This window comes from Actinomyces timonensis DSM 23838, assembly GCF_000295095.1.
Lineage (GTDB): Bacteria > Actinomycetota > Actinomycetes > Actinomycetales > Actinomycetaceae > Actinomyces > Actinomyces timonensis.
Window position 1 is genome coordinate 388,319 of the sequence record NZ_JH806632.1, and the last position, 15,750, is coordinate 404,068.

At 69.3% G+C, this 15,750-nt stretch carries 16 protein-coding genes and 1 pseudogene; 4 read left to right on the forward strand and 13 right to left on the reverse strand.

The features are described 5' to 3' along the window. The first annotated feature begins 10 nt into the window (after positions 1–10). Positions 11–1,711: a PspC domain-containing protein gene (locus tag A1QA_RS0101720; RefSeq protein WP_167320633.1), complete on the forward strand. Its 1,701-nt coding sequence runs from the start codon at positions 11–13 to the stop codon at positions 1,709–1,711. A gap of 21 nt (positions 1,712–1,732) precedes the next feature. Beyond that, positions 1,733–2,392 carry a hypothetical protein gene (locus tag A1QA_RS14820; protein ID WP_017177212.1) on the forward strand — a complete coding sequence of 220 codons (660 nt, stop codon included), beginning with the start codon at positions 1,733–1,735 and terminating at the stop codon, positions 2,390–2,392. 78 nt (positions 2,393–2,470) lie between these two features. Here the strand turns inward: A1QA_RS14820 and A1QA_RS0101730 are convergent, their stop codons facing one another. The 8 genes from A1QA_RS0101730 to A1QA_RS0101765 all read right to left on the reverse strand — a co-directional run bounded on the left by A1QA_RS0101730 (position 2,471) and on the right by A1QA_RS0101765 (position 7,907). After that, complete coding sequence (locus tag A1QA_RS0101730; RefSeq protein WP_017177213.1) at positions 2,471–3,058, reverse strand: DJ-1 family glyoxalase III; 588 nt, start codon at positions 3,056–3,058, stop codon at positions 2,471–2,473. A 152-nt stretch (positions 3,059–3,210) separates the two neighbouring features. After that, positions 3,211–4,011 carry an alpha/beta hydrolase family protein gene (locus tag A1QA_RS0101735; RefSeq protein ID WP_017177214.1) on the reverse strand — a complete coding sequence of 267 codons (801 nt, stop codon included), beginning with the start codon at positions 4,009–4,011 and terminating at the stop codon, positions 3,211–3,213. Between the two features lie 35 nt (positions 4,012–4,046). After that, a complete protein-coding gene (locus A1QA_RS0101740) occupies positions 4,047–4,826 on the reverse strand; it encodes a carboxymuconolactone decarboxylase family protein (protein WP_017177215.1) in 780 nt (259 codons plus the stop codon). 27 nt (positions 4,827–4,853) lie between these two features. Further along, positions 4,854–5,867 (reverse strand): aldo/keto reductase, encoded by a 1,014-nt coding sequence (locus tag A1QA_RS0101745; protein ID WP_017177216.1) that lies wholly within the window; start codon positions 5,865–5,867, stop codon positions 4,854–4,856. A 67-nt stretch (positions 5,868–5,934) separates the two neighbouring features. Then, positions 5,935–6,366, reverse strand: coding sequence for a hypothetical protein (locus A1QA_RS14825; protein ID WP_017177217.1), 432 nt, complete (start codon positions 6,364–6,366; stop codon positions 5,935–5,937). Positions 6,367–6,640: 274 nt separating this feature from the next. After that, positions 6,641–6,859 carry a DUF6199 family natural product biosynthesis protein gene (locus A1QA_RS13070; RefSeq protein WP_017177218.1) on the reverse strand — a complete coding sequence of 73 codons (219 nt, stop codon included), beginning with the start codon at positions 6,857–6,859 and terminating at the stop codon, positions 6,641–6,643. A gap of 418 nt (positions 6,860–7,277) precedes the next feature. Then, entirely contained in the window at positions 7,278–7,676 is a 399-nt protein-coding gene (locus tag A1QA_RS0101760) for a type II toxin-antitoxin system VapC family toxin (RefSeq protein ID WP_017177219.1), read from the reverse strand. Then, on the reverse strand, positions 7,677–7,907 hold the full coding sequence (locus A1QA_RS0101765) for a type II toxin-antitoxin system Phd/YefM family antitoxin (RefSeq protein WP_017177220.1): 231 nt from the start codon (positions 7,905–7,907) through the stop codon (positions 7,677–7,679). Positions 7,908–8,079: 172 nt separating this feature from the next. Between A1QA_RS0101765 and A1QA_RS0101770 the strand changes: the two genes are divergently transcribed. Further along, complete coding sequence (locus A1QA_RS0101770; RefSeq protein ID WP_017177221.1) at positions 8,080–8,970, forward strand: aldo/keto reductase; 891 nt, start codon at positions 8,080–8,082, stop codon at positions 8,968–8,970. A 55-nt stretch (positions 8,971–9,025) separates the two neighbouring features. On the opposite strand, the gene A1QA_RS0101775 is transcribed toward A1QA_RS0101770, so the two are convergent. Beyond that, complete coding sequence (locus tag A1QA_RS0101775) at positions 9,026–9,586, reverse strand: NAD(P)H-dependent oxidoreductase (protein ID WP_017177222.1); 561 nt, start codon at positions 9,584–9,586, stop codon at positions 9,026–9,028. Between the two features lie 345 nt (positions 9,587–9,931). Further along, positions 9,932–10,525, reverse strand: coding sequence for a transposase family protein (locus A1QA_RS0101780; protein ID WP_017177223.1), 594 nt, complete (start codon positions 10,523–10,525; stop codon positions 9,932–9,934). A 643-nt stretch (positions 10,526–11,168) separates the two neighbouring features. Between A1QA_RS0101780 and A1QA_RS0101790 the strand changes: the two genes are divergently transcribed. Then, the gene (locus tag A1QA_RS0101790) at positions 11,169–11,963 is read left to right on the forward strand and encodes a PhzF family phenazine biosynthesis protein (RefSeq protein WP_017177225.1); all 795 of its coding nucleotides are present in this window, start codon (positions 11,169–11,171) and stop codon (positions 11,961–11,963) included. A 17-nt stretch (positions 11,964–11,980) separates the two neighbouring features. Here the strand turns inward: A1QA_RS0101790 and A1QA_RS13075 are convergent. The 3 genes and pseudogenes from A1QA_RS13075 to guaA all read right to left on the reverse strand — a co-directional run bounded on the left by A1QA_RS13075 (position 11,981) and on the right by guaA (position 15,680). Continuing rightward, positions 11,981–12,815, reverse strand: a pseudogene (locus tag A1QA_RS13075) (IS5 family transposase). Positions 12,816–12,919: 104 nt separating this feature from the next. Next, positions 12,920–13,732, reverse strand: a complete 813-nt coding sequence (locus A1QA_RS0101800) for a DUF4352 domain-containing protein (RefSeq protein WP_244266049.1) — start codon at positions 13,730–13,732, stop codon at positions 12,920–12,922. 319 nt (positions 13,733–14,051) lie between these two features. Then, a complete protein-coding gene (gene guaA, locus A1QA_RS0101805) occupies positions 14,052–15,680 on the reverse strand; it encodes a glutamine-hydrolyzing GMP synthase (protein ID WP_017177228.1) in 1,629 nt (542 codons plus the stop codon). Positions 15,681–15,750: the final 70 nt, after the last annotated feature.

A 15,750-nucleotide genomic window follows, 5' to 3' on the forward strand; every position in this document is an offset into this window, starting at 1 on the left:
GGATGGAGCCATGAGCACGACACCCCCTCCCCCAGGAACCCCCTCCTCCGATCCCCTCGGCGGGCCGGGGGCCCCCTTCCAGGGCGCCCCGCAGCCGGACCCGCAGCCAGGAGCCCCCCAACCCGGCCGCCCCTTCATGGCGGGCATGTTCGACTCCCTGCGCCGCAGCGGGGTGGTGCGCACCGAGCGCCGCGTCGTCGGCGGCGTGTGCGGAGGCCTGGCCTGGCGCCTGGGCATCGACCTCATCCTCGTGCGCTGCGTCGTCGCCGTCCTCTGCCTCGCCCTGGGGCTGGGCATTCTCGCCTACGGAGTCGCCTGGGCGCTGCTCCCCGAGGAGCGCGACGGGCGCATCCACCTCCAGCAGGCCTTGAACGGCGATGTGAGCGCGGGCTTCGTCGGCGCCGTCGTCTGCGTCATCGGCGGGATGTCCCATTCCGACTGGAGCCTTGGCAGCGGCACGGTCTTCGGCGCCTCGGGCTTGGCGGGAGCGACCTGGGGCCTGCTCTGGACCGTGGGCGTCGTCGGCTCAATCATCTGGCTGGTCAACTCGCGGCGCCAGCAGCGCGCGGGCCAGCCCCCACAGCCAGCCCGGCCGGTGGCCGACGGGGCATGGTCGGCCCCGGCCGGGCACCCCGGGACGGGCTGGGGCGCTCCCCAGGGATCCCCGGCCCCGGAAAGCGAGGCAGCGGGCGGCCCGGCTGGTGGTCAGGCCTGGTCAGCCCCCGCTCCCGCCCAGAGCAGCCGGAGACCCCCGTACGGTCCGCAGCCCCCCTATGGCCCCCAGCGCGCGGCGGCCCCCGTCGTCCTCCCTCCCCGCCCACCGCGCCGCCCGGGTCCCGGGCGCAGGATGAGCGCCGTCGTCGGCGGCGTGCTGCTCCTCGCCCTTGCCGGCTCGGCGCTGGCCGAGCGCTACGACATGCTGGACAGCCTGTCCTACTCCCACGCGCTCCTCGCCGTCGGCTCGATGACGATGCTCCTCGGCGCGGGAGTCCTCGTCTCGGGGCTGATCGGGCGCCGCGGCGGCTGGATGAGCGCGCTGGGGGTCCTCGCCACCCTCATCACCCTGCCCTTGCTCGCCGCCAGTCCTTATGTCTCCCACGGGCTGAGCCTCGTCATCGCCGACGACGTCATCCTCACCCCCTCCGATGAGCAGCTCTCGAGCGGCGATGTCACCCTGGGGACCTTCGGCGCCGGCGACACGGTCCTCGACCTGCGCGGCCTGGAGCAGCGGCACGAGGGCGCCACGGCGCATGTGTCCCTGGGCGCTGGAGACCTGAGGGTCCGGGTAAACCGCGATCAGCCGGTGAGGATCCGGACGCGGGTCGGCGCGGGCGAGGTCAGACTGCTCGGCGACCAGCGGTGGACGGTCGAGGGGACGCAGAACAAGAGCAGCATCCACACCACCTGGCAGGGCTCGAGTGACGAGTCGGGAGCCGCGGCATCGATCTCGGGCACGCGCATCAACACGGATCTCACCCCCGAGGGCGCCGGCTCCGATGTCCTGACCATCGACGTGAGCGTCGGCGCCGGGGATGTCACGGTCGAGGAGTCCTCTGCCGCCTGGAGCGCCTCCTCCCCCACGGCCTCGCCGAGCACGACGGCGGGCGCGGGGCCCTCCGCCTCCCCGTCGCCGAGCGCGAGCCCGACGGCGACCGCCTCCACCAAGCCCTCGGGGCCCTCGGGCTCGCCGACCCCCACCCCCACGCATTGACCTCACAGAGACGAGACAGCCATGAGCAGCAGCACGAACAGCAGTACCACCAGCAGCGCGGGCAGCGCGGACGAGGCCACTGGGATGGGCCTGCCGGCCGACGGCGCTCCCACCGAGTCCTTCACCGAGCCCCTGGCTCCCACCGACACCTTCCCCCTCGTCGAGACGGCCACGGCGAGCCTCGACACCACCGACGCTGACGACGCTGACGACGCTGCCAGTGAGCCAGCCACCGAGCCGATCACCGAGCCGCTCGCCGCGAGCCCCGTCGACCCGGCCGCGCCCACCGGCGCCGTGTGGTCAGCGTCCTCCGTGCGCGACGGGATGGGCGAGGCCACCGCCGCTGGCGCCGCTGGTCCCACCGCGACAAGCCCCAGCACGGCTGGAGCAGGGGCCACCGCCACCGGTCCGGAAGCCGCGAGCGCCCGCCCGCAAAGCGGCTGGACCTTCAATGCGCGGCACGGCTGGCAGCCGGAGGAGCCCGAGCCGCGCCGGCGCATCAGCACGGGGACGACCATCTGGGGAATGCTGCTCCTTGCCTTGGGGGCCCTTGCCATCGCGGCGGGCGCTGGTCTGCGCGTCGACCTGCAGCTCGCGGCGATCGGGGTCCTGGGCGTCCTGGGCATCGTCCTGCTGCTCCTCGCGATCCGGCCGCATCGAGGCCGGATGGGCCGCCCCTGACCTCCGGCGACCCCGGCAATCACAGCAACGGCGCCGGCCGCCCTGCTCCAGGGCGGCCGGGGCCGTCAGCGCGCTTGATCAGCGCTGCAGGACGATGCCCTTCGCGACCGCCTCGGCGGCGTCGTCGCCCAGGTAGTAGCGGACGATCTCGATGCCGAGCTCGGCGGCGGTGGCCATGCCCCGGCTGGTGAGGATGGCGCCGTCGACGACGACGCTGTCCTCGCTGGTGATCGCGCCGTTCTCCTCCAGCACGTGCATGAAGGCGGGGTTGGCGGTGGCGCGGCGCCCGTCGAGCAGGCCAAGCTCGGCGAGGATCGAGGGGGCGGCGCAGATCGCGGCCACCGGGCGACCGGCGCGCACGCGCTCGGTGACGGCGTCGGTGATGGCCGCGGTGGCCTTGAGGTTGGGGGTGCCGGGGATGCCGCCGGGCAGGAAGAGGAGGTCGTAGTCGTCCAGGTCCGCCTCGGCGAGCGTCGTCGCGCAGGTGAGGGTCACCTCGTGGGAGGAGACGACGGCGCGATCGTCGGCGACGGCGATCATGTCGCAGCCGATGCCGGCTCGGTAGAGCACGTCGACGACGGCGAGGGCCTCGACCTCCTCCAGTCCCGGTGCGATGAGGGCCGCCACCCGCTTGTCGGTTGCCGCTGTGAATGCTGTGGATGCCATGGCGCTGTCCTTCCCGCGCGCGGCGCGCGCTCGACTGTCCCGCTTCGATCCTTCCCCAGGCTACTCCCGATGCTGGGCGGCGCCCCGATCCCGATGGCGCCAGCGCCCCGGATCGCGCGCAGTGCCAGAGGCCGCCCGCGACCATCGCCCGCTCAATCCTCGAGGATCCCGTTCCAGGCCAGGAAGGAGCCGCTGGCGCTCACGGCCCTCTCCCAGCGCTCGTCGCCGAAGCCGTGGCCGGCCCCGGGGATGACCCGCAGCTCGGCGTCGCGCAGCTCGCGCTCGGCCCGCAGGGAGGCGGCCAGGGGGACGGACTCATCGCGGTCCCCGTGAATGAGGAGGACGGGGCGCGGGTAGCGGGCGAGCTCGGCGACGGCGTCGAGGCCCCAGGCGTCACGGGCGTAGGCCTTGGACAGGCGGCTGCCCCGGTGCTCGAAACGGTCGGGGACCTCGGCCAGGCTCTTGAAGCGGGCGCGCAGTCCCGCGCCGGGCTGGAGGGCCGGGTACCACAGGACGAGCGCGCCGATCTGCGTGGGGCGCCGGGCGGCCGCGAGCGCTGCCACCGCCCCGCCCAGCGACAGCCCGAGCAGGGCGATCCGGGAGGAGTCGGCCTCTGGCCAGGCGCTCGCGGCGTCGATGACGGCGAACAGGTCGGCGAGCTCGGTGAGCGGGGTCATCGCCATGGGGTCGCCGCCATTGTCGTTGCCGCCCCCTCCCCGGAAGTCGGGGCAGGCGGCGATGGCGCCGGCGGCGGCCAGGCGCCTGGCGATGGGTGCCACGCGCAGCCAGGAGCCCTCCATGCCGTGGCAGCACACGACGAGCGGGTGGGGGCCGGGCAGGGGCGCGCCGCCCGGGCCGGCGGGCAGGTAGGCGGCGCCGCCGAGCCGCTGCCCGTCGACGGCCAGGTCGAGGGCGCGGGTGGCGAGGGGGGACGAGGGGGATGCCGGGGTCACCGGCTCATCCTAGGGGCGCGCCGCCCGGGCCCCCGTCAGCGGTAGGCCGCGTGGGAGGCGGCCTCGTCGTAGCCGGCGACGATGACGAGGGCTGGCAGGACCTGGGGCCCGCCGACGTAGGGCAGGGCCTGGACGAGGGCGGCGGTGACGCGCTCGAGGCTGTTCCCGGCGCGCACGGCGCCGGCGATATGGGTGCCGAACTGCGCGGTGGCGCCGATCGCGGTGATCGCCACAAGGCTGATGATCTCGCGCTCGGCAACGCTGAGCACGCCGCGGCTGTAGTAGTCGCCGAAGCAGGCGGTGGTGACGAGCTCGGGGGCGACGGCGTCGAAGGGCGCGGGAAGGGTGGCGAGGACCTCCTCGATCTCGTCGCCGTAGAGCGGCTCCTGGATGGCGGCGCCCGCGCGGTGGCGCGCCTGGGCGTCGTCGGGCGCGACGGTGTCGGCGGTGGGCAGGGGCAGCTCGACGCCGCGCTGGGTGAGGACCTCGTCGAGGGTGGCGACGGCGTTGAGGGTCCGCGGGTAGCCGATGTAGGGGGCGCACTGGTAGAGGGCCTCGCGCAGTTGCAGCGGGGTGGCGCCGACGTTGAGCGCGGCGGCGGCGTGGGCGCGCAGCTGCGGGAGGGTCTGGAGGCAGCCCAGGGCGGTGACGGTGATGATCTCCCGCTCGACGTCGGTGAGGACGCCTGTGGAGAAGACCTCGTCGAAGATCTGGTTCTGGAGGATCTCGTAGAGCTCGGGGTCGGTGGGGTGCGGTGCGGCAGGGGCGCCGAAGAGGCGGGTGAAGGTCTCCTGGGCCTGCGGTGTGAGTGCCATGGTGATGGTTCCTTCCAGGAGCGGGGCTCAGGCCCGCGTCGTCGTCGAGCCGGGGATCGGCTTGTCGCCGGGGCGCGGGAGAGCGCCGACGACGTCGTGGGCGACGTAGGGCTCCTCCAGGTAGGCGACCTCCTCGCCGGTGAGGGTGAGATCGAGGGCGCGGACGGCGTCGTCGACGCGGCTGGGGCGCGAGCAGCCGACGATCGGGGCGGCCGCCCCTTTGGCCCACAGCCAGGCGAGGGCGACGTCGGCCATGGGGGCGTCGTGGCGGCGCGCGACCTCGGCGACGCGCTCGATGATCGGCATGTCGAGCTCGCGGGCGCGGTCGTACTTGGCGCGCATGGTGCCGTCGGTCGTGGAGCGCACGGAGTCGGAGTCCCAGGTCTCGCGGGTCAGGTGCCCGGAGGCGAGCGGGCTGTAGGGGGTGAGCGACATGCCGAAGCGCTGGGTGACGGGGATGAGCTCGCGCTCGTCCTCGCGGTAGAGCAGGTTGTAGTGGTTCTGCATGGAGGCGAAGCGCGTCCAGCCGTGCTCGTCGGCGATGTTCTGCATGGTGTGGAGCTGGTAGCCGTACATGGCGGAGGCGCCGAGGGCGCGCACGCGGCCGTCGCGCACGAGTCGGTCGAGGGCCTCCATGGTCTCCTCGATCGGGGTGTCGTAGTCGAAGCGGTGGATGATGTAGAGGTCGAGGTAGTCGGTGCCCAGGCGCTCCAGGGTCCCGGTGATCTCCCGCTCGATGGCCTCTGCGCTCAGGTGCCCCTCGTTGAAGTAGACCTTCGAGGCCAGGACGACGTCCTCGCGCGCCACTGCGAGGTTCTTGAGGGCCTGGCCGACGTACTCCTCGGATGTGCCGTGGGCGTAGACGTTGGCGGTGTCGATGAAGTTGACGCCGAGCTCGAGGGCGCGCGCGATGACGGCCCGCGTCTCCTCGGGCCCGATCACCCATTGGTGGAAGTCGGGGAAGACCTTGCCGAAGCTCATCCCGCCGATGCACAGGCGGGGGATGCGGATATCGGTGGTTCCAAGCGTCGTGTACTTCATCGTGGACTCCTTGGGGCTCGTGCTGCCGACGGCGCGGCTCTTGCTGCGCTGACCCGTGCTGACCCGCTCAGGTCGCGCTCGGGTCGCGCTCGTGGCGCCATCCTCCTCCGTGCCCTCCTTCCCAGCCAGGCCCCACCAGGGCCTGGATCGCGGCGGATCGTAAGCGCTGCCCCATCGGAGCGCCGTCGGGCGGATATGCGCCGCCAGCGTCACACGCTCGGGCTACGGCCACGTAGGCACCCTCGGTGGCCGCGCCGCACCGGGATGGATCGCTCAGCCCGACGACCTCGATGCTCATTCCGGTGTTGCCCTCGCTGACGCGGACAGCGGTGATGGCGCACAGCGGCCGTGCTAGTCGGACGATGATCGCGGGCCCATCACCAATAGCGCCCTCTCCCCCGCCAGCGGTCGTCGCCTGGCCGGCGTCCAGCGCGCCAAGCGCCACCTTGGAGTCGATGACATTGGCCCCGGCGAAAGCGGCGGGATGGTCCCCGGGCATCCATGGGTAAGATCGGGTCGACGCCGATCCTCCCAGAGGAGTCGGAGGAGCCCGGCGTGGCCTGGGTATCGGAGAGCACCGGTGTGAAGAGCGTGACCGGCGCGCCCGAGTCGATCGGGCTGCCCACTGCCGACGGGAACGGATCGACGACGGGACCTGCGGCAGGGGTCTCGGAGTAGCCGTCATTGCTCGTACTCGGAGCGAAAGGATCGTTGAAGGTTGGAGCGGCGCGGGAGGAATCGGCCCCACTCCGGCGATTCTCATGGTCAGACCCTCACCCCCAGACGAAGGCCACAACCGCCACCAGAAGCAAGACAAGGAGGATCACACCAACGGCTCGCGACAATGCATAGGAGGTTTCAGAGGGCTCATTGGCTTCAGGGTCTTTGTACTTCCAGGACTCCGTCGCCTGCCACATACCCCTGGGATTGACAATCGACCACAATATGAAGGGAAGCGCGTTGATGAGGGGCAGAACGAGAGCACCAGTCATGTCGTAACCTCCTGCACTGCGATGGCGTCATGAATGCGGTTTTTCACAGGGACGCCATGAACGCCTCCCCTTAGCATAGAGCGAACCCAGGGCCGTGCGGCGCTTTCCTCATGGGGAGGGTTATCCGCTCTCCGGTCACGAGTCGCGAAAGCGCAGGTCATCCGGCTCTTCTGGGTGAATCTCCTCGTATGTGCGAAATGCCTCGCCGCGCACATGGGAGCACCTCGATCTTCTTCCTCCCGCCGCAATATCAACGAAAAATGGTGGCCCACCCCGCCTGAGCGTGCAGCCAGCCCCGCAGCACGCCCCCGTTCGTTCCCGACGGCCACGCTCACAGCCCGACGATGGCGCGTGCGGCTCCAAACGCGGCCGCACCATGACGAGCCGCGAGGGTTGGCCCCACATCGTCTGTCGCGGGTTAGCAGGCGACGAGGTTGACTCCCGCGAGCTCCTTGAAGATGTGATCGGCGCTCGCGAGCGCCCAACCGCGGCGAATAACCTGCGCCGCGAGCATCCGATCGAAGGGGTCCCGGTGATCCCATATGAGGGATGCCGCGGCGATCATGTCTTGCATATCGAGGGCAAGCGGCTGGGCATCAAGGTCGGCGAGCCTATCCGCCCATTCCAAGGCGATCATCTCCGCCTGGGGCCATTTTCCAAGGCGGACCTTGTTGATGAGTTCGTACGCGCTCACACTCGAGACCCAGAGGCGGTGCCGTGGCTGGGAGAGGATGTCCAGAGCACCAGGAGCGATCCGGCGACCCGCGGTGCCCAGCAGCCGAGCGACCACGTTGGTATCGAGAAGGATGTTCACCATCTACTCCCACAGGGCCAGTTCGCTCTCGGGCAGCGGGGCGTCAAGGATCTCGTCGGGAATGTCGTACTCGGGGTAGGCGGGGAAGACTCTGCGGCTCGGCTCCTCCATGGCGATGACCCGTGCGACTGGCCGGCCCGCGCGCGCGATCATGACTTCCTCGCCGCTCTCCACCCGTGTCAGAAGGTCGGAGAGATGGGCCTTGGCCTCAGCCACGTTGTACTGCTTCGCCATACCGCGATGATCCCATTTCGACTCAATATGGTCAAGACCAACGTGACTAACTCGTGTCCATCCCGGCCTCTAACACCGCGGGGGCGGGACCAGGCCGCGCCGCCGCCAGCCTCGCCGAGGGTGGCACTCCCAGGACCTGTTTCATCGTCCGCGCGCTCTCTAGCCTCGCCGTATGAGCACACCGATCCTCACCCTCAACAACGGAGTCGAGCTGCCAGCAATCGGGTTGGGCGTCTTCCAGTCCTCGCCCGAGGAAACCGTCACCGCGGTGCGCGCCGCCCTGGAGTCGGGCTACCGCCACGTCGACACCGCCGCCGCCTACGGCAATGAGCGGCAGGTCGGTCAGGCCCTGCGCGAGTCGGGCCTGGCCCGCGAGGAGGTCGTCGTCGAGACGAAGGTCTGGGCCTCCGACTACGGCTACGACGAGACGCTTCATGCCTTCGACAAGGCGTCCGGCAAGCTCGGCCTGGAGACGATCGATATCCTCATCCTCCATCAGCCGATCCCGTTGCACTTCGATCGCACGATCGCCGCCTACCGCGCCTTGGAGCGTCTCTACGAGGATGGGCGCGTGCGCGCTATCGGCGTCTCGAACTTCTCCGAGCAGCACCTCGCCCGCTTGATGGAGGCCACCGAGGTGGTTCCGGCGCTCAACCAGGTCGAGCTCCACCCCTACTTCACCCAGGTCCCACTGCGCCGCTTCCACGAGGAGCACTCGATCCTCACCCAGGCGTGGTCACCCATCGGTGGGATCACGTTCTATCCGGGATGGAGCGATGGGAGCCGCTCCGTCATGGACGACGCCGTCCTCAAGGGCCTCGCGGCAGAGGTGGGCAAGAGCCCCGCGCAGGTCATGCTGCGCTGGCACCTCCAGCAGGGCCGCTCGGCGATCCCGAAGTCGGTCAACCCGCGGCGCATCGCTGAGAACATCGACATCCTCGATTTCGAGTTGAGCGCGGAGCAGCTGGCGCGGATCGACGCCCTCGACCTGGGCACACGCAGCGGCCCCGACCCGGAGACGATGGACCCTGACCGGATGAGCTTCTCGATCCCAGAGGCCTGATGCCGCGGCGGGGCCGGCGCTGCGGGCCCGTGGGCCGCGGGCGTAGGCCCGCGCCTCAGAGACCTTCGATGAGGGCCACGACGCGCTCGGCATGCTCGGCGGCGCGCTCCTTGATGGCCGCGAACGACGCCGAGTCTGTGCGGGACTGGTAGGAGACGCCGTCGGTCCAGATGGTGCCGGCGATCTCCATGCCGGTGAGGCGGCAGGTGGCGTCGATCGGGGCGCACAGCTCGGCGATGGTATGCCCCATGGCGCCGTCGTGGGCGTAGAGGGCCGCCGGTGCGCCGGTGGTGAGCGAAAGGATGACCTTCTTGCCGCACAGGTGGTTGCCGGTGGAGCCGTGGCTCCAGCCGTGGACGAAGACCTGCTCCATCCAGCGCTGCAGGAGTGAGGGCATGGAGTACCAGAAGATGGGGAATTGGAGGACGACGACGTCGGCCGCCTCGAGCTTGGCCTGCTCGGCGGGAACATCGATCTGGAAGTCGGCGCCGTAGAGGTCGGCCAGCGGATCGACGACGGCGCCCGGCAGGCGGGCCTCGAGCTCGCCTGAGATGGTGGCGTTGGCGACGGAGCCGCCCTGGCCGGTGTGGCCAGCGACGATGAGGACTCGGGTCATGGTTCTTCCTTGCTCAGCGACGGAGGGGTGCGCGGTCGGAGCGCCTTCCCGCACAGTAGCGAACCCTGCCCCAGGGGCGCGGCCCTCGACCACGATGAGGCCGTCTATCACACCGTCCCGGGCGAATACTCCGGCGTCGGCGGGGAGGCCGAGAGCCTACGAGATCTTCACGAACACCCTCTTCGAGCAGAGACCGCCGGAATCAATCTCCAGCACCCCTTCATCAACCTGCTTTGACGGCACCAGGAGAGCCGTATTGCCTGAGATGCTCTCCCCCTGCTGGACCCACCCGTAACCAATAGGATCTGGGCTCAGGCTCCGAGTATCGAAGTCATTGAGGCTTATTCATAGGGTGTAGGTGAATATGAGTCCGAGGACTGCGGTGATGGTTTCCGGGAAGGTTTCCGGTGGTCTTCTGCAGCCGGTGCGCAGGACTCTCCAGGCCTTGATGTTGGCGATGACTCGTTCGATCTTGTGGCGGATCTGGTTGACGGCCCGGTTGCAGGCCTTGTCGTCTGGGTGGAGGGGAAGTCTCGCGGGTTCTCTTCTCGGGGTGATCATGCCCAGTCCGATGCGCCCCTTGTCGCCAATACGCCTGGGTGGTGACGCCCCGTCGGGCAGGTCGGTGGCGGGGACGTCGAGCAGGCCGCTGCGGCGCAGGGCCTGAGCGTCGTGCGCGCATCCGTCCTGGGGGTCGGACACCCAGGCCAGGGTCCCTGACAGGGCGCAGGCCACCTGGACGCTCAGCCCCGTGGTCTTGTGCTCACCGGAGCACAGCTCGCAGTGGTCCTTCCAGGACCAGCACTGAAGCAGGGCGCCGTCGATGATCAGCTGGGCCGTGGCATCCAGGTCCTCCACCGTTGGAGCACTGCCGTTCAGGCATGCGGCAATCAGGGGCGTGCAGGCGCTGATGACGCGAAAGACGGTGGCCTGGGACACGCCGTAGAGCTCGGCGAGCAGCTCCTGGGGCAGGCTGTGCCGCAGCCAGGATCAGGGTCAGGCGCACGCACACGAACAGCCCCAGCGCCCTCGCCCCGAAGACCGGCAGATCGGGGTTCTCGGCGAAAATGGCCTCGCACAGGCCCATAACCTCACACCGAGGGATTCTCGTGCTACTATTCGTCATGGCGGTTTGCTTCTTGGTTGGATTGGCTTAAGCACCAAAGATTCTCTCAAGAGCAAGCCGCCACCCTGCTTAGCGACACGCTATTACCAACAAAACACCCTAAACACCCCTATGAATAAGCCTCAATGCTCCCAATGCCGCCAACAGGAATAAGGAAAATCCCAAAGATCGCCGCGAACCTGGCCGCCCTGCCGAGCACATTGTCCTGGTCAGGCTGTAAGGGTGGAGGCCCGGACTGCCCTTCATCGCGCGTGAGCCCCTCTAGCGCCTCAGGGCCCTGGGGTGCGTCAGACATGGGAACTCCTTCGTTCAAGCCCAGCGGATGATACGCCCAACCAAGCGACCGCCCGGTCATGGCACCATGATCCTAACCCGCGCATATACCACGTGGCCAGGATCTTGTAAGCCTCCACCCTCCCGGCGCCACTACTGAGTCAACCCACGCAAGGGAAGTAAATGGCCAACCTCAGGCGGTACACGGTGAATGCCTTCACCGACCGCTCTTTCGCGGGCAACCCAGCCGCTGTCTGCGTGATGGAGGAGTGGATCGATGACGCTCTCATGGCGCGCATCGCCGTCGAGAATCGGCTCTCCGAGACTGCGTTCGCGGTCGGTGGGGCTGGCCGCTACCATCTGCGCTGGTTCACACCGGGCGGTGAGATCGACCTCTGCGGGCACGCGACGCTCGCCACCGCCGCCGTCATCGGGCGCTTCTACTCCCCCGGCGCCGAGCGGCTCGCCTTCGACACGCTCTCCGGAGAACTCGCCGCCGCCGATGCGGGGGACGGCCTCCTGGAGATGGATTTCCCTGCCTATAGCCTCACCCCGGTGGAGGTCACTGCGGCGATGACTGCGGCGCTCGGCGCCCGACCGCTCCAGGCCTGGATGGGCCGTGACCTCCTGTGTGTCATGGGCTCTGAGGAACAGGTGCGCCGGCTCACCCCGGATATGGACGCCGTCGCCGATCTGCCGGGCCTGCTGTGCCATGTCACCGCTGTCACCGCTCCCGCCAGCGACTACGACTGCGTCTCGCGCAGTTTCGCCCCCAAGCTCGCCGTCGACGAGGATCCCGTGTGCGGCTCGGGGCACTGCCACATCGCCCCATACTGGGCGCGGGCGCTCGGCAAGGACCGGCTCGCCTGCTGGCAGGCCTCAGCGCGTGACGGTGAACTCTTCTGCGCCGTGCGCGGCGACCGCGTCACCCTCGCGGGCCGCACCGTCCTGTACGCTGAGGCGATCCTGCACATCTAAGAGGTTGCGCCGGTAGGTCAGGGTTTCCGGTTTGGTCGGGTCTCCCAGCGGTAGCGTGTCCAGGTTTCGCCGATGAGCCTGCGGGTGATGATGATGGCGTTGGCCAGCGCGATGAACGCCTCGATGACGATGGTTCGTCTCTCGGTGCAGATGAGGAGCTTCTTGAAGCCTCGGTTGTGCCATGAGTTCGTGCGCTCGACCACCCATCTTGCTCCGGCTTGGAGCGGTTCGCCCTTGGTGCTGATGCCCCAGTCGCAGCCCAGCAGCTCGAGCAGGTCCCGGGTCTTGCCCGAGTCGTAGCCGGCATCGAGGTGCACGGTGATGCGCTCGGGCAGGTCGAACCCGAACCGCCCCAGCCTGGCCAGTGTGGGAGCCAGCAGTGGCGAGTCGTGGCGGTTGGCGCCCGCGACCTGGCACCCGATCGGGATACCGGAGGCGCCCGGCCATCAGCGAGCGCTTCGTGCCCTGCTTGGAGCGGTCCACCGGGGACTTTCCGGCGGCCTGGCCCCCGCAAGGGGCTTTGACGATGCACCCGTCGACAATGATGTTGTCGAGCTTGAGGCCGACGATCTGGTCGTAGGCCTCAAGGCATAGGTCCTCCAGGCGGGTGAAGACGCCAGCGGTGATCCACTCATCGCGGCGACGGCGCATGGTGGTGGCCGAGCAGGTGGCATCGGCGATCTTGTTGTAGGCGGCGCCCAGCACGAGTACCTGGACGAGCTCGTCGAACACGAATCGATCCGGGATCCGGGGCCGGTGGCAGCCCAGGGGATGGTGATCGGGCCGCTCGGGCAGCAGCGCGGCGAACTGGACCCACAGCGATTCGAGGATGGAGGATGGGACAGCGGGCATGAGGAGACCTCCTGCACCAAGAACCGAGACTCGACACCTCACCTTCTACAGGCCCTCATGCCCGCCACCGCGCAACGCCACACCCCACCTACCGGCGCAACCTCTTACTTGACGCTCACGAACATCTTATCCGCGAGGAGGCCCGGCTGGACCGAGAGGACCCCATTCTCGACGCCGTCCGAGGCGACCTCGAGAACGGTGTTCCCCGTGACCGAGCCGCCGTTGTACAGCGTGGTCAGCGTGTCGATGGGCTCCGGGGGAACGGCGATCGTGCTCGTGCTGTCGATCGTGACACCACCAGGCGTGACGTACTCAACGCTCTCGAAAGGCATCGATCCGCTGGGGTCATTGCCGGTGTAGGTCACGGTGTAGTTGACGAGGATGTACTCATTCCCGTCCGCGGGCGGGCTGTTGAACTCATTAGCCGCGGCGACCTGGTCATTCGCGTGCAGCGTCACGGAATTGACGACGATCTTCCAGTCCTTGGAGGAGATTTCCGAGCCGATCGGGAGCGGGTTCTCCCGGCTGGTCCCAGCGGCGGTCGAGGCGGTCTGCCCGCTTCCCGCCTCAGCGGTCGCGCCAGCCGTGCTGGAGGCCGCCGCAGACGTGGTAGTGGAGAGCGCCTCGTCAAGCGCATCGCCCACGGCCACGATGAAGACGATCACTCCGACGATCGTCCCGACCACGGCGAGTACAACGGCGGTGATGGCCTGCCAGTGGGTCTCCCCCTTCCGGAAGAGCGCCACCAGCCCGAGGATGAACGACACCGGGAGCAGCACCCATCCGATGATGAGCGCGCCCGGGATGCAGGCGAAGATGAAACCGATGATCGCCAGGATCATCGCCACAAGACCAAGGATGTTCCGACGGGGCGGCCCCACTGGAGCGGGCACGGGGTATTGGGGCGCGTAGGACATGGGAACTCCTATGTTCATTCTCGGGGGTGAACGCGCTGAAATTCTCGCCCCTTCCCCAGCGCACACCTCACCAGAATGCGCGTAATGCAATCGGAGCGAGACAGCTTCGAGATGCGCCGCTGATCCACCAGCGCGGCAGCGCGCACACGGAGAAATGGCGAGGTTTGAGGATTGCTCGGGCCACTGAGGGCCGACACCCCCGGCGCGCGAATCGTCGCAGGCTTCTGACCTGCGATGACGGACGATCTAACGTCGCGTCAGGAAAAGCAATCCTCAAACCTCGCCATTCTTGGCTTGGCGGGCCCGCAGGCTCAGGCCCTCACTCCCACTCGATGGTGCCCGGGGGCTTGGAGGTGCAGTCGAGCACCACGCGGTTGACCTCAGGGACGGTGTTGGTGATGCGCGTGGAGATGCGGGCGAGGACATCATAAGGCAGCCGCGTCCAGTCCGCCGTCATGGCGTCCTCGCTGCTCACGGGCCGCAGCACCACGGGGTGGCCGTAGGTCCGGCCGTCCCCCTGGACGCCCACGGAGCGCACGTCGGCCAGCAGCACCACGGGGCACTGCCAGATCTCGGCGTCGAGCCCGGCGGCGCTCAGCTCCTCGCGGGCGATCGCGTCGGCAGCGCGCAGGATGCGCAGGTTCTCAGCCGTCACCTCGCCGATAACGCGGATGCCCAGGCCGGGCCCGGGGAAGGGCTGGCGGGCCACGATCTTCTCCGGCACGCCCAGCTCGCGGCCGATGGCGCGAACCTCGTCCTTGAACAGCTCGCGCAGCGGCTCGATGAGCTCGAAGTCGAGATCCTCGGGCAAGCCGCCCACATTGTGGTGGCTCTTGATATTCGCTGCGCCCTCACCTCCTCCGGACTCGACGACGTCGGGGTAGAGGGTGCCCTGGACGAGGAAACGGATCTCACCGCCCGCTGCGCCCACCTCCTCGACGACGCGGCGCTGGGCCGCCTCGAAGGAGCGGATGAACTCCCGGCCGATGATCTTGCGCTTGGCCTCGGGCTCGGTGACGCCCGCGAGCGCTGTCAGGAAGCGCTCGGACTCGTCCACGGTGATGACGCGGATGCCCATGCCCTCGGCGTAGTCGGTCTCCACCTGGGCGCGCTCCCCCGCGCGCAGCAGGCCGTGGTCCACGAAGATGCAAGTGAGCTGGTCCCCCACGGCTCGGTGGACGAGGGCCGCAGCCACCGAGGAGTCCACGCCTCCGCTCAACCCGCAGATGACGTGGGCGTCGCCCACCTGCTCGCGGATGCGGGCGACCTGCTCGTCGATGATCGAGTCAGGGGTCCAGGTGCCGGGGATGCCTGCACCCACGTGGAGGAAGTTGGCCAGGGCGGCCTGGCCGTGCTCGGAGTGGAGCACCTCGGGGTGCCACTGGAGCCCGAAGAGACGGCGGCCCCGGTCCTCAAAGGCGGCCACGGGGGTCTCGGAGGTGGAGGCGGTGACCGCGAAGCCGGCGGGCGCGGCCTCGACGGCGTCGCCGTGGCTCATCCACACGGCCTGCTCGGCGGGGGTTCCCGCGAAGAGGCAGGACTCGGGGGTTACGGTGGCCGGGGTGTGCCCGTACTCGCGGGTGCCGGTGCGCCCCACTGCCCCGCCGAGCGCCTGCGCCATGGTCTGGAAGCCGTAGCAGATGCCGAGCACGGGCACCCCGGCATCGAAGATGGCGGGATCGATGCTGGGCGCGCCCTCCTCGTAGACCGACGACGGCCCACCGGACAGGATGATCGCCGCGGGGCTCTTGGCGAGCATCTGCTCCACGGGCATCGTGTGCGGCACGATCTCGGAGTACACGGAGGCCTCGCGGACGCGGCGGGCGATGAGCTGGGCGTACTGGGCGCCGAAGTCGACGACGAGGACGGGGCCGGTGGCGCCCGTGGGCGCCCCTTGCGCCGTCGGGGCGGTCGCCTGGGCGGTGGAGGCGGTGGGGTGGGTGGTCACCGGGCAAGGATAGCCGCCCCGAGCGCCGGTGGCGCCCATCACACGATCGACGTCACATCCGGTTGTCTAG

Excerpts from the sequence above, each read along its gene's own strand:
- A1QA_RS0101745 (WP_017177216.1), bottom strand. The coding sequence starts at position 5,867 with ATGAAGTACACGACGCTTGGAACCACCGATATCCGCATCCCCCGCCTG.
- A1QA_RS14820 (WP_017177212.1), top strand. The coding sequence starts at position 1,733 with ATGAGCAGCAGCACGAACAGCAGTACCACCAGCAGCGCGGGCAGCGCG.
- A1QA_RS0101775 (WP_017177222.1), bottom strand. The coding sequence starts at position 9,586 with ATGACCCGAGTCCTCATCGTCGCTGGCCACACCGGCCAGGGCGGCTCC.
- A1QA_RS14825 (WP_017177217.1), bottom strand. The coding sequence starts at position 6,366 with ATGCCCGGGGACCATCCCGCCGCTTTCGCCGGGGCCAATGTCATCGAC.
- A1QA_RS0101790 (WP_017177225.1), top strand. The coding sequence starts at position 11,169 with ATGGCCAACCTCAGGCGGTACACGGTGAATGCCTTCACCGACCGCTCT.
- A1QA_RS0101730 (WP_017177213.1), bottom strand. The coding sequence starts at position 3,058 with ATGGCATCCACAGCATTCACAGCGGCAACCGACAAGCGGGTGGCGGCC.
- A1QA_RS0101765 (WP_017177220.1), bottom strand. The coding sequence starts at position 7,907 with ATGGCGAAGCAGTACAACGTGGCTGAGGCCAAGGCCCATCTCTCCGAC.
- A1QA_RS0101800 (WP_244266049.1), bottom strand. The coding sequence starts at position 13,732 with ATGTCCTACGCGCCCCAATACCCCGTGCCCGCTCCAGTGGGGCCGCCC.
- A1QA_RS13070 (WP_017177218.1), bottom strand. The coding sequence starts at position 6,859 with ATGACTGGTGCTCTCGTTCTGCCCCTCATCAACGCGCTTCCCTTCATA.
- A1QA_RS0101760 (WP_017177219.1), bottom strand. The coding sequence starts at position 7,676 with ATGGTGAACATCCTTCTCGATACCAACGTGGTCGCTCGGCTGCTGGGC.
- A1QA_RS0101740 (WP_017177215.1), bottom strand. The coding sequence starts at position 4,826 with ATGGCACTCACACCGCAGGCCCAGGAGACCTTCACCCGCCTCTTCGGC.
- A1QA_RS0101720 (WP_167320633.1), top strand. The coding sequence starts at position 11 with ATGAGCACGACACCCCCTCCCCCAGGAACCCCCTCCTCCGATCCCCTC.
- A1QA_RS0101770 (WP_017177221.1), top strand. The coding sequence starts at position 8,080 with ATGAGCACACCGATCCTCACCCTCAACAACGGAGTCGAGCTGCCAGCA.